This window comes from Rickettsia rhipicephali str. 3-7-female6-CWPP (genome assembly GCF_000284075.1).
Taxonomy (GTDB): Bacteria; Pseudomonadota; Alphaproteobacteria; order Rickettsiales; family Rickettsiaceae; genus Rickettsia; species Rickettsia rickettsii.
The window spans coordinates 1,236,923-1,249,378 of record NC_017042.1 but is presented as its reverse complement, the minus strand read 5'-3'; the positions used below and the strand labels follow the sequence as shown (position 1 = coordinate 1,249,378).

Sequence of the window (12,456 nt, the reverse complement as noted above, 5' to 3'; positions counted from 1 at the left end):
CTATACCTTTTATAACCCAAGCGGATTGTTTTTTAGTTAAATAAAAATGATAAAATTATAAAACAAGAAGGTAATTGCGAGTCTCGTTATGCTCCATGCTCAACATTTAAAATTGCTATAAGTTTAATGGGTTATGATGATGGGTTTTAATTGATGAAACTCATCCAAAATTACCTTTTAAAGAATGATATGCTGACTATCTTGAAGTTTGGAAACAATCCCAAACACCTAAAGATTGGATGAAGAATAGCTGTGTTTGGTATTCTCAGGTTATTACTAATAAAGAATTAGGTATTGAAAAATTTCGTGATTATGTAACAAAATTTGATTGTGGTAATCGTGATATTTCAGGAGATAAAGGAAAGAATAACGGTTTAACTAATGCATGGTTTTCTAGTTCTTTAGAAATTGCACCGTAAGAACAATTAGCTTTTCTTCAGAAACTAGCAGAGAATAAATTGCCTGTAAGTGTTAAAGCCCAAGAAATGACAAAAATATTTTGTTTATTGAAGATTTTGTAGATTGTTGGAAGCGTTACGGTAAAACAGACAGCGGTAATAAACTTAGCCAAGATAGAACTGTAAAGTTAAAGGATCGTAAAATCGGATAGTTTATAGGTTGGCTACAAAAAAATGATAGAACAGTTTTCTTTGTACATTTCATTGAAGATAATAAAAATTATGATTCTTATGCAGGGCGACGTTCTAAAGAAGCAGCGAAAGAAAAGCTAAAAGAATTGATAAATAAAGAATTGAAATAAATCTCAATTTTTATTTTCGAGGCACAACCAACAGTGAGTTTGCTATTGGTTGTTGATTAAAAAGCAATACTCTAGGTTATCTATACTAAAGTACCTTCTCTTCTTCACTCCGGTCATATCTACCACAGCATGATCATTATCAAGTAGAGTGTTATTTTCAGTAGTAACATCTTCATTAATTTCAGCAGCAAGTTTTTCAGCTTCAATTTCATCAATATATTGTTTTAATTTAGCTTTTTTTTGCGTTTTTATTTCTAACATACCCAAGTTACCCCTACACCTATTATAACAGCTATGGAGGCAACTACAGCTGTGCCAATATGCTTATATATTGAGCAACCACCAAGGAATTATCGTTATCATTCTCATCAAACATATTTTCTTGAGAGTTGTAAGTTGTATTGAAAGCAGTATTAGTAAGGTTTGCTAAGGTGTTATTAATCGGATTAGCTGCTATTTCAGATAAGTCTTTTGTTATGAGTTCTAATAAGTTTTTTATTGTGCTAGTACCTTGAGTAGTGCTAGATATCGGGTTAGATATTAAATCCTTTATTTCTGAAGAAATTCCATTCAAATTATTTCCTTTAAGTACCTCAAATATTTCGTATCCTTTACTATAACCTATAGTAATAGGGTTATTAGTTGCTGCAGTATTAAGTATATACTCAATAGTAGGGTTTTAAATTTTAGTATAATTTTGTGGATCAGAATAATAACGAAAATTTTCTTGACATATTTTCATCAATGCTTCCTCATACATAAAAGTATTATCACCTTGTTTTTTAAATATATAATCTCGTATATCGTCTCCATTATTATTAACTGCAGTAATAATAGCCTCGTCTCTAGTTAACGCTTTCTTTATTTTGAAAACCCTCTAAATATTAGGTTCATGATATCACTATTTAATAATTCAATTCCTTTGCTACACTCCATCGCTGCCATATTGTTTTTAGGACAATTCGATACAATTAAATTTTTTGTAGTAGGATCTATATAATAATTTTCTCCGTTATATCCTGAAGCATATTATATTCTTGATCTCCAATTGTTGCTCTTGCTGTAGTAATTCTTGCCACAGTGGTTAAAAATGAAGTTAATTGATGTATCATTTTGCTATTCCTTTGGATTTTTAAAATTGAAGGGCATAATCAGCAGTACTTATTTGATAGTCAAGAAATTATTAACAAAAATTAATAATTAATATATAATCATTTATAATTATTGCAATTAGGTGCAATTATATAAATTTCAATATCGCTTGCAGTATCTAAAGAAATGTTATAAACTCAAAAAGTTCATAGAAATTTAAGGGTAAAAGCTTTAGAACAAATTTTAGCAAGATAGCTATGCTTTATATTTTAAAACACAAAATTATCATTGGAATGTAGAAGAAGCAGAGTGTAGAAGTTTACATTTATTATTTGAGGGGCAGTATCAGTGTGAAGATTTAGCTGAAAGAATAAGAAGTTTAAATGCTAAAGTTCCCGCATTATCAGATTTAATAAAACTTGCATCTATAGATGAGGCAAATCCAAACGCAACAGTAAATGAAATGCTTAAAAGTTTAACAAAAGATCAAGATATTATTAGAGATACATTATATAAGGGACTCAAAGTAGCACAAGCAGAGGGCGATGAGGGTACAGCCGATATGATTATTGGACGAATTAAGGTGCATGAAAAGAATAGATGGATGCTGAAGAGTAGTATACTCTAGTGTCATTTCCATTTTCGTCATTGCAAGCGACTGAAAGGAGCGTGGCAATCTCAGGGGAGATAGTGTATGATTCCTGAGATTGCTGCGTCGATGCTGTGCATTACCTCGCAATGACGTTAATGCTCATAACAAACAAACTAACAAAATAAAAATAAAATGGAACAATATGATGTAGCTGTTATAGGCGGTGGTCCAGGTGGATATGTTGCAGCAATTAGAGCAGCACAATTAAAAAAAAAAGTTGTATTAATAGAAAAAGAGCATTTGGGTGGGGTATGTCTTAATTGGGGGTGTATACCGACTAAATCCCTGCTTAAATCTGCTGAGGTTTTTGAATATATAAAACATGCTAAAGATTATGGGATTGATGTTAAAGGTGCTGAAATCAACATTAAGAAAATAGTCGAACGCTCAAGAGAGATTTCAAATAAGCTTGCAGGCGGTGTTAAGTTACTACTGAAAAAAAATAAAGTTACCGTGATAGACGGAGTAGCAAGTCTTGCAGGAAATAAGGTAATAAATATAAATGATAAACCTACAGTAAAAGCAGGAAATATTATTATAGCTACCGGAGCAAGATCTAGGGTTTTAAAAGGCTTTAAGCCTGACGGTAAACAAATTTGGACTTCTAAAGAAGCTATGATACCGCAGCATGTGCCGAAATCTATGATTATTGTCGGCTCAGGTGCAATCGGTATAGAATTCGCTTCGTTTTATAATAGTATTGGTGTGGATGTTACCGTAATTGAGGCACATAATAGAATATTGCCTGCTGAAGATACGGAAATTACCGGAATCGCTCATAAGAACTTTGAGAAGAAAGGTATAAAAATTATTACAAATGCTAAGTTAATTAAGCAAACAAAATCAAAAGATAAGATAGAAGTTGAGTTAGAGTTAGCAGATAAAACACAAAAATTACAAGCTGAAATTTTACTTATGGCAGTAGGTATTACAGCTAATACGGAAAATTTAGGTCTTGAGAAAACAAAAATTAAAGTAGAAAACGGCTATATAACTACTGACGGGTTAATGCAAACTGCGGCGTCAGGAATTTATGCTATAGGCGATGTAGCAGGAGTGCCTTGTTTAGCTCATAAAGCAAGCCATGAAGGTATTATTGCAGCGGAAAGCATAGCAGGCTTAAAACCGCATGCTATTAATAAACATAATATTCCTGGTTGCACTTATTCTTCGCCGCAAATAGCAAGCGTCGGTTTGACTGAAGCAGCAGCAAAAACCTTAGGTTATGAGCTTAAAATAGGCAGATTTCCTTTTATAGCTAACGGTAAGGCTTTAGTAAACGGTGATAGCGATGGCTTAATTAAAACTATATTTGATGCTAAGACGGGTGAGTTGCTTGGAGCTCATATGATAGGCTCGGAAGTTACAGAATTAATACAAGGATATGTGGTTTCAAAAAATTTAGAAGGAACGGAGTTGGATTTAATTAACACTATCTTCCCGCATCCGACTTTATCGGAAATGATGCATGAATCAGTATTCTCTGCTTATGATAGGGCAATACATATATAATATTCGATCAACTTCAAAAATTGGCTACGTCGTCTTATAAGAGCTGTGGTGCTCACATATTAAGTATACGCTCCGCTCCTTGCCTTATAGACTCCTTGCTCTTGTTGAAGTTGATCTCCGTATATACGTTTCATTTTACTTCGGAGATATAAATTAAGAAAATGAACAAAGGTAATTTAATTGAGAATTATGCAGTAGCGTTATTTAATAACGCTATGGTTGATAATATACAAGATAAGATCTTTGAAGAAATTACTTCTATAAACCGTATAATTACCGATAATTTTGATATTAGAGAGTTCCTATTTTCTCCTATAGTAAATAAGAACGACAAAATTAACGCAGTCAATTTGTTAGCAAAAAATATTAAAATTAGCACAATAGTACAAAATTTTTTATTGTTATTGGTAAAAAATTCTCGTACTGCTAGTTTATCTAATATAGTAGATGCTTATAATACTTTACTATATGAAAGTAAAAATATAAAGATAGTTCAGGTTATTTCTGCAAATAAGTTACAACCTAAAGAGCAGGAGTGGATTAAATCTCTTATAGAAAAAGAATTAAATCAAAAAACAGAAATATTATTTGATATAGATAGTACTATTATTGGCGGTATTGTAATTAAATATGATAGTATGTTGCAAGATTACTCAATAAAAGGTAGTTTAGAGAAAATAATGAAAGCTTTAAAGACAGTTAATATTGCTGCATAGATATTTATATAGTCATTGTGAGGAAATTACGAAGTAATTGACGCAGTAATCTCAGGATATTTTATGAGATTGCCACGTCGCTTCGCTCCTCGCAATGACGACTCGGGATCCACACGGGCAATGCTCGTTCGCAATGACAAGAAAATTAGGAGACATAAACCACATGAAACTAAAGCCTATTGAAGTAGCTGAAATATTACAAAAGGAAATAGCTAATATTGATTGCTTAAGTGAGCTTGAGGAAGTAGGGCAGGTAATAACTGTCGGTGACGGTATAGCCCAAATTTACGGTCTTGCTAATGTAAAATCTGGTGAAGTAGTAGAATTTAAATCCGGTGTTAAGGGCCTTGTTTTAAACTTGGAAAACGATAGTGTTGGTGCTGTAATTATGGGGGATGATAACCAAGTACAGCAAGGTGATAATGTCAAAAGAACTAAAGAAGTTTTAGAAGTACCGGTAGGAAAAGCTTTGCTTGGTCGTGTTGTTGATGCTCTAGGTAATCCTATTGACGGCAAAGGCGATATTGCAAGTAAAGAGTACAGACATATCGAGATGAAGGCTCCGGGGATAATAGAAAGAACGAGTGTGAGCGAACCCGTACAAACCGGAATAAAGGCTATAGATTCGTTAATCCCAATAGGTAGAGGACAAAGAGAGTTAATAATCGGTGACAGGCAAACCGGAAAAACAGCTATAGCCGTTGATACTATTATTAATCAAAAACAAGCTCATTCACTTACTAATGAAAGTGATAAAATTTATTGTATTTATGTAGCTATTGGGCAGAAAAGATCAAGTGTTGCACAAATAGTAAAAAAACTAGAAGATGCCGGAGCCATGGACTATACACTCATTGTTTCGGCTACTGCTTCGGAAGCTGCAGCTCTTCAATTCATTGCCCCTTATTCTGCCTGTAGTATGGGCGAATATTTTCGTGATAACGGTATGCACGCACTTATTATTTATGATGATTTAAGTAAGCATGCCGTTGCATATAGACAAATCTCATTATTACTTAGAAGACCTCCCGGGCGAGAAGCCTATCCCGGCGACGTGTTCTACCTGCATTCAAGGTTGCTTGAGCGTGCTGCTAAAATGTCAGAGGCAAAAGGCAGCGGTTCACTTACTGCTCTTCCTATAATCGAAACGCAGGCAGGTGACGTATCCGCATATATCCCAACAAATGTTATTTCGATTACTGACGGTCAAATTTTCTTAGAAAGTGAGCTATTTTATAAAGGCGTAAGACCTGCCGTTAATGTCGGTATTTCGGTAAGTCGTGTTGGTTCTGCAGCACAAATAAAGGCTATGAAGCAGGTAGCAGGTTCGGTAAAGCTAGAGCTTGCTCAATTTAGAGAGCTTGAGTCTTTCTCGCAATTTGGATCAGATTTAGACCCTGCCACTAAAGCACAAATCGATCATGGTAAAAGATTAGTTGAGATATTAAAACAAGCTCAATATCATCCTTTTCCGGTAGAAGAACAAATAGTAAGTATTTATGTCGGAACTAAGAAATATTTAAATGATGTCCCGATTCAGAAAGTAAAAGAATTTGAAGATAAAATGCTTACAGAGATAAGGTTAAATAAAAAAGATATTTTGGAATCAATAAAAAACGAGCAACGTATAACCGAAGAAACCGAGCAGAAACTGAAAGCATTTTTAGAAAACTTCGTTAAGAAATTTGTTAAATAAGATGATGTTGTTTTTGTGTGGATACTAAATCGTCATTGCGCGCGACTGAAAGGAGCATGGCAATCTCAGGATATTTGACGAGATTGCAACAAAGCTTCGTTCCTCGCAATGACATAAAAATACTAAATAAATATGTCAAATTTAAAGCAGTTAAGCACTAGAATTAAAAGCGTTAAATCTACACAAAAGATTACTAAAGCAATGCAACTAGTATCAGCTTCTAAAATGGCAAAAATAAAGAGTCAAATAGCCAATTCAAATTTTTATATTGAGGCTATTAGTAAAATGATGTCTGCTATATTATCAATTGATATGTATGAGTTATCTATAGAAGAGCAGAAATTTTTTAATACCGTGCCGAATAAAGCAAATTTATTGATAGTTATGACATCACAGCGTGGTTTATGCGGAACGTTTAATTACAATATAATTAAGCAAGTTAAGAATGATATTAAAGAGTTAGAAAATAAAAGCGAACAAATAAAACTTATCATTATTGGAAAAAAAGGTTACGAAGCACTAAAAAGGCAATATGTAAATTATATTGATAGTTATTTTGAGTTACCCAAAATTCATGATGAAAATCTGATGCTACAAGTAAAACAAAAAATTATGTCGGCAGTAGAAAATCTAGAAGTTAGTAATTGTGTTATATATTTTAATAAATTTAAGAACGCAATGACTCAAATTATGACTAGACAACAGATTTTACCGGTAGCAAAATCTCAGGATGATTCTATGATAGATAATCCTATAGTTAATTTAGTCGGATTCGGATACAAGGAACGAGGGGCGAAGCCTATAAATAATAGGAGAGCGACGAGTGACATAGTAGGCGAGTCCAAATCAATTGACTATAATTATGAATATGAGGGAGAGAATCTCATTTCTAATCTAATTAATTTATATGTGAATTCCCAAATAAATTATGCTTTACTACAAAGTAGAGCAAGTGAGGAGGGAGCTAGAATGACCGCTATGGAAAATGCAACGAATAATGCTAATGATTTAATAAGCAAGTTAGTTTTAAAGCTAAATAGATCAAGACAGGCTATTATTACTACGGAATTAATAGAGATTATAGCCGGTTCAGAAGCGGTTTAGATATACTCGTTTAATTTGCAAAATTAGAGTCGTTGTTTCATATTTTTTGACCGCAGCGTACATACTAGTACGTGAGGGTCAAAAAATATGAAACGCCTTGCTCTTTTCCACATTAAACTGTGTCTATCTGCTCTTCATTTTATTTGTAGTATATTTTTTAACAAAAGAAAAAATCATGGCAAAAAATATTGGAAAAATTACTCAGATTATTTCAGCGGTGGTGGATGTAAAATTTACGAATAACGGTGAGTTACCGGAAATTTTAAATGCTCTAGAGTGCTATAACGATAAACAAAGGATAGTACTGGAAGTAGCACAACATATAGGTGATGATACGGTGCGTTGTATTGCTATGGATTCTACGGAAGGGTTAGTGCGGGGCGTAGAAGTAATAGATACAGGCAGTCCTATTCGTATTCCTGTAGGTACTGAGACGCTTGGGCGTATTATGAATGTTGTAGGTGAGCCGATTGACGGTAAAGGAGACATTAAAAGTTCAAATATTTCTTCTATATATAAGCCTGCTCCTGATTTTACCAATCAGTCAACCGAGCGTAATATATTAGTAACCGGTATTAAAGTTATTGATTTACTTGCTCCTTATACTAAAGGCGGTAAAATAGGACTATTCGGTGGTGCAGGAGTCGGTAAAACCGTGCTTATAATGGAGCTTATTAATAACGTAGCTAAAGCACACGGCGGTTATACGGTATTTGCAGGAGTCGGTGAGAGAACTAGAGAAGGTAATGATCTTTACCATGAAATGATTGACTCGGGTGTTATTAACCTTGCAGAGCCTGAAAAGTCAAAAGTAGCTTTAGTTTATGGACAAATGAACGAGCCGCCGGGAGCAAGGGCAAGAGTTGCGTTAAGCGGTCTGACCATTGCGGAGAGTTTTAGAGATATGAATGAAGGGCAAGATGTTTTGTTTTTTGTAGATAATATTTTCCGTTTTACTCAAGCAGGTTCTGAAGTATCGGCGTTACTCGGTAGGATTCCGTCAGCGGTAGGGTATCAGCCTACTCTTGCAACCGATATGGGCGAACTACAAGAGCGTATCACCTCTACTAAGTACGGCTCAATAACTTCCGTGCAGGCTATATATGTACCGGCGGATGATTTAACTGATCCTGCTCCTGCTACTTCTTTTGCACATTTAGATGCTACAACGGTACTTAGCCGTCAGATAGCCGAGCTTGGGATTTATCCGGCAGTTGACCCGTTAGATAGTAATTCGCAGGTACTTGATCCGATGATTGTCGGTGAAGAACATTATAGTGTAGCAAGACAAGTGCAGCAGGTTTTACAAACTTATAAATCGTTGCAGGATATTATCGCTATTTTAGGTATGGATGAGCTATCCGAAGAAGATAAACTAACCGTGGCACGTGCTAGAAAAATACAGCGTTTCTTATCGCAGCCTTTCCATGTCGCTGAAGTATTTACCGGAGCTGAAGGCAAATTTGTTAATCTAGCCGATACTATCGTAGGTTTTAAAGGACTTGTAGAGGGTAAATACGATGATTTACCGGAAGCTGCTTTTTATATGGTCGGAACTATAGACGAGGCTATAGAGAAGGCGCAGACGTTGAAGTGACGTAGTAATTTTACTATATTATTCTATGAACGCAACAATTCTAGTCAAAATAATTACTCCTTTAAGTATTGCATTTGAAAAGCAAGCTAAAATGGTAACAATGCCGGGTGAGGAGGGTATGTTTGGAGTGCTGCCGAGTCACGTTCTGATGATTGTTAGTTTAAAAGCCGGTTTAGTGCAGGTTTATATAGATGATATGCATAAATCCGAAAACACTTATCTTATTTCCGGTGGTGTAACCAAAGTAACGGCAAATTATATTAATATAGCTACGGAAACGGCTATTAACGTTACGGATTTAAGTGAAGCGGAAATAGCAACTAAGCTTCTCGATCTTCAAAAACCTTTATCAGATCAACATTAATTTGTTTGAAAAATCTACGTTTTGGGATAAGGTTATTTTAATGTCATTGCAAGGCTTTTTTCCGTCATTGTGAGGAGCGAAGCGACGCGGCAATCTTGTCAACCTTCCTGAGATTGCCACGCAGTCTAAGGCTGCTCGCAATGACGATGTTCATTCCACATAATCAAGTGAGAAACAAATGTCAAAAGTACATAATTCAGAATATATACAAGAGTTATCAGTCGATAATACTTCATACAAAATTTACGATATAAGTAAAGCAGCAAGTGATATCGATCTTCCCTTAAAAAAGCTTCCATATAGTTTAAGAGTATTATTTGAGAATGTATTACGTTCTAATGGTTCAAAGCAAAGCTTACTTGTATTTAAAGAATGGCTAAAAACTAAAAAATCTGATGCGGAAATAGATTTTATGCCGGCAAGAGTTTTGATGCAGGACTTTACCGGTGTGCCTGCTATTGTAGATTTGGCGGCTATGCGTGATGCAATGAAGAAAATAGGAGGCGATCCGTTAAAAATTAACCCGCTTATTCCTGTTGATTTGGTAATAGACCATTCCGTAAGCGTTGATTCTTATGCAGCTAAGGATTCATTCGATAAAAATGTTCAAATAGAAATGAAACGTAATATGGAGCGTTATGCATTTCTTAAATGGGGGCAGCAAGCATTTAATAATTTTAAAGTAGTGCCACCGGGTACGGGTATTTGTCATCAGGTAAATTTAGAATATTTAGCAAAAGTCGTGTGGCATAAAGACGGCACCCTTTATCCTGATAGTTTAGTTGGAACGGATAGCCATACAACTATGGTAAACGGTTTATCGGTGCTTGGTTGGGGAGTCGGCGGAATAGAGGCAGAAGCTACCATGCTAGGTCAACCTCTTACTATGATCCTGCCGGAGGTAATTGGGGTAAAACTAACAGGAAAATTAACAGGTATAGCTACCGCAACCGATTTAGTTTTAACCGTTACCAAGATGTTGCGGAAAAAGAAAGTAGTAGGTAAATTTGTCGAGTTTTTCGGTGAGGGGCTTAAAAACCTAACGATTGCCGATCGTGCTACTATTTCTAATATGTCGCCTGAATACGGTGCTACTTGCGGCTTTTTCCCGATTGATCAAGAAACTATAAAATATCTAGAGCTAACAGGTAGAGAAAAAACGCAAATCAGATTAGTAGAGAAATACGCAACCGAGCAGAATCTTTGGTATGATTTTGAACATGCAGCAGAATATACCGAGGTTTTAGAGCTAGATTTATCTACGGTACATAGTTCACTTGCCGGTCCAAAACGTCCGCAAGATCGAGTAAACTTAAACGATGTAGCAAGTAATTTTAAATATGAATTACCGAATTTTGCTTTAGAAAATAAAGACATTGATAAAAAATATGCCGTAGCAAATCAGAATTACGAAATCGGTAACGGCGATGTGGTAATTGCAGCAATTACTAGCTGTACTAATACTTCTAATCCTTCGGTTATGATTGGTGCAGCACTTCTTGCTAAAAAAGCACTAGAACACGGGTTAAAGGTAAAACCTTGGGTTAAAACTTCTCTTGCTCCTGGTTCAAAAGTCGTAACGGAATATTTGAAGCTTAGCGGTCTTGATAAATATTTAGATGAATTAGGGTTTAATCTAGTAGGTTACGGCTGCACTACTTGCATCGGTAATTCCGGACCTCTAAATCCGGAAATAGAGGAAACTATTAACAAAAACGGGCTAGTTGTTGCTTCTGTTTTATCTGGTAATAGGAATTTTGAAGGGCGAATTAATCCGCTTACTAAAGCAAGCTATCTCGGCTCGCCTATTTTAGTCGTAGCATATGCACTTAGCGGCACTCTTAATATAGATCTAACAAATATGCCCATAGGAGAAAATATTTATTTAAAAGATATTTGGCCAAGCAAAGAAGAGATAGATGAAGTTATTGCAAATTCCATTAATTCCTCTATGTTTATAGAAAAATATTCTGATATATTTAGCGGAACGAAAGAGTGGAAAGATTTACAGGTTACAAATAGTTCTACTTATAACTGGAATAAGAATAGTACCTATATTAATAATCCGCCTTATTTTGAGGATATAGGAAGTAAGAATAATATACAAGATATAAAATCTGCAAAAATTCTAGCAATTCTCGGTGATTCTATTACTACCGATCATATTTCGCCGGCAGGTAGTATTAGTAAAACCAGTCCTGCTGCTAAATATTTAACGGACCATCATATAGAGCCTCTAGATTTCAACTCTTACGGATCACGTAGAGGAAATCATGAAGTAATGATGCGTGGCACATTTGCTAATATTCGTATAAAAAATGAGATGTGTAAAGGTGTAGAAGGCGGGTTTACCATAAACCAGTTAAGCGGCACGCAGCAAACTATCTACGATGCAGCTATGGACTACAAAGCTCATGATGTACCGGTAGTGATTTTTGCAGGTAAAGAATATGGCAGTGGCTCATCTAGAGACTGGGCAGCAAAAGGACCTGGGTTGCTTGGTGTAAAGGCAGTGATTGCCGAGAGCTTTGAGCGAATACATCGCTCAAATTTAGTAGGTATGGGTATTTTACCGCTAACTTTTACCGGTAATAATACAAGATTAGATTTAAAGTTAGATGGTTCAGAAACTATTGACATTACAGGCTTAAGCGAGAATATAAGCTCTTATAATCCTGTTAAATGCGTGATAAAAAAACAAACCGGTGAAATAAGAACAATCGATTTAATATTGCAAATATTTACGGATAATGAGATAAATTATATAAAGCACGGTAGTATTATGCATTTTGTGGTAGAGAGTTTGAAGGGGTAGTTTGCTGGTATCGTCATTGTGAGGAAATTGCGTAGCAATTGTACGTACGCAATCTTGGGAGTTTGTTATTATTTCATGAGATTGCCACGCAGCCTACGGCTGCTCGCAATGACAACTCAGATAGCCATGCAACAACGCCACACGGGAA

11 protein-coding genes and 2 pseudogenes are annotated in these 12,456 nt (G+C 35.3%); 11 read left to right on the top strand and 2 right to left on the bottom strand.

The genetic code is table 11. The annotated features are described in order from the left end of the window. Positions 1–54 precede the first annotated feature (54 nt). From MCC_RS11590 to MCC_RS10720, 3 genes and pseudogenes are all read left to right on the top strand, one after another. Entirely contained in the window at positions 55–150 is a 96-nt protein-coding gene (locus MCC_RS11590) for a penicillin-binding transpeptidase domain-containing protein (protein WP_408005731.1), read from the top strand. A gap of 89 nt (positions 151–239) precedes the next feature. Further along, the gene (locus tag MCC_RS11585; RefSeq protein ID WP_014409099.1) at positions 240–419 is read left to right on the top strand and encodes a penicillin-binding transpeptidase domain-containing protein; all 180 of its coding nucleotides are present in this window, start codon (positions 240–242) and stop codon (positions 417–419) included. 39 nt (positions 420–458) lie between these two features. After that, positions 459–760, top strand: a pseudogene (locus MCC_RS10720) (penicillin-binding transpeptidase domain-containing protein). A gap of 42 nt (positions 761–802) precedes the next feature. Here the strand turns inward: MCC_RS10720 and MCC_RS06830 are convergent. Together MCC_RS06830 and MCC_RS06825 are read right to left on the bottom strand one after the other, a co-directional pair. Further along, positions 803–1,021, bottom strand: coding sequence for a hypothetical protein (locus tag MCC_RS06830; protein WP_014409097.1), 219 nt, complete (start codon positions 1,019–1,021; stop codon positions 803–805). A 43-nt stretch (positions 1,022–1,064) separates the two neighbouring features. Continuing rightward, positions 1,065–1,334 (bottom strand): hypothetical protein, encoded by a 270-nt coding sequence (locus MCC_RS06825; RefSeq protein ID WP_014409096.1) that lies wholly within the window; start codon positions 1,332–1,334, stop codon positions 1,065–1,067. Positions 1,335–2,092: 758 nt separating this feature from the next. Here MCC_RS06825 and MCC_RS06815 point away from each other — a divergent pair. The 8 genes and pseudogenes from MCC_RS06815 (at position 2,093) to acnA (ending at position 12,308) form a co-directional block, all read left to right on the top strand. After that, a pseudogene (locus MCC_RS06815) lies at positions 2,093–2,480 on the top strand (Dps family protein). A 156-nt stretch (positions 2,481–2,636) separates the two neighbouring features. Continuing rightward, a complete protein-coding gene (gene lpdA / locus MCC_RS06810) occupies positions 2,637–4,016 on the top strand; it encodes a dihydrolipoyl dehydrogenase (RefSeq protein ID WP_014409094.1) in 1,380 nt (459 codons plus the stop codon). A 161-nt stretch (positions 4,017–4,177) separates the two neighbouring features. Continuing rightward, positions 4,178–4,732, top strand: a complete 555-nt coding sequence (atpH, locus tag MCC_RS06805) for an ATP synthase F1 subunit delta (protein ID WP_014409093.1) — start codon at positions 4,178–4,180, stop codon at positions 4,730–4,732. A gap of 163 nt (positions 4,733–4,895) precedes the next feature. Further along, positions 4,896–6,428, top strand: a complete 1,533-nt coding sequence (atpA, locus tag MCC_RS06800) for a F0F1 ATP synthase subunit alpha (RefSeq protein ID WP_014409092.1) — start codon at positions 4,896–4,898, stop codon at positions 6,426–6,428. A 132-nt stretch (positions 6,429–6,560) separates the two neighbouring features. After that, entirely contained in the window at positions 6,561–7,532 is a 972-nt protein-coding gene (gene atpG, locus MCC_RS06795) for an ATP synthase F1 subunit gamma (RefSeq protein ID WP_014409091.1), read from the top strand. A 175-nt stretch (positions 7,533–7,707) separates the two neighbouring features. Then, positions 7,708–9,129 (top strand): F0F1 ATP synthase subunit beta, encoded by a 1,422-nt coding sequence (atpD, locus tag MCC_RS06790; protein WP_014409090.1) that lies wholly within the window; start codon positions 7,708–7,710, stop codon positions 9,127–9,129. Positions 9,130–9,154: 25 nt separating this feature from the next. Then, the gene (locus tag MCC_RS06785) at positions 9,155–9,493 is read left to right on the top strand and encodes a F0F1 ATP synthase subunit epsilon (RefSeq protein WP_014409089.1); all 339 of its coding nucleotides are present in this window, start codon (positions 9,155–9,157) and stop codon (positions 9,491–9,493) included. A 178-nt stretch (positions 9,494–9,671) separates the two neighbouring features. Beyond that, positions 9,672–12,308 (top strand): aconitate hydratase AcnA, encoded by a 2,637-nt coding sequence (acnA, locus tag MCC_RS06780; protein WP_014409088.1) that lies wholly within the window; start codon positions 9,672–9,674, stop codon positions 12,306–12,308. Positions 12,309–12,456: the final 148 nt, after the last annotated feature.

Bases quoted from the DNA above. Each gene is read 5' to 3' on its own strand.
- MCC_RS11585 (WP_014409099.1), top strand. From the start codon at position 240: ATGAAGAATAGCTGTGTTTGGTATTCTCAGGTTATTACTAATAAAGAA.
- MCC_RS06830 (WP_014409097.1), bottom strand. From the start codon at position 1,021: ATGTTAGAAATAAAAACGCAAAAAAAAGCTAAATTAAAACAATATATT.
- lpdA (WP_014409094.1), top strand. From the start codon at position 2,637: ATGGAACAATATGATGTAGCTGTTATAGGCGGTGGTCCAGGTGGATAT.
- atpH (WP_014409093.1), top strand. From the start codon at position 4,178: ATGAACAAAGGTAATTTAATTGAGAATTATGCAGTAGCGTTATTTAAT.
- atpA (WP_014409092.1), top strand. From the start codon at position 4,896: ATGAAACTAAAGCCTATTGAAGTAGCTGAAATATTACAAAAGGAAATA.
- atpG (WP_014409091.1), top strand. From the start codon at position 6,561: ATGTCAAATTTAAAGCAGTTAAGCACTAGAATTAAAAGCGTTAAATCT.
- atpD (WP_014409090.1), top strand. From the start codon at position 7,708: ATGGCAAAAAATATTGGAAAAATTACTCAGATTATTTCAGCGGTGGTG.
- MCC_RS06785 (WP_014409089.1), top strand. From the start codon at position 9,155: ATGAACGCAACAATTCTAGTCAAAATAATTACTCCTTTAAGTATTGCA.
- acnA (WP_014409088.1), top strand. From the start codon at position 9,672: ATGTCAAAAGTACATAATTCAGAATATATACAAGAGTTATCAGTCGAT.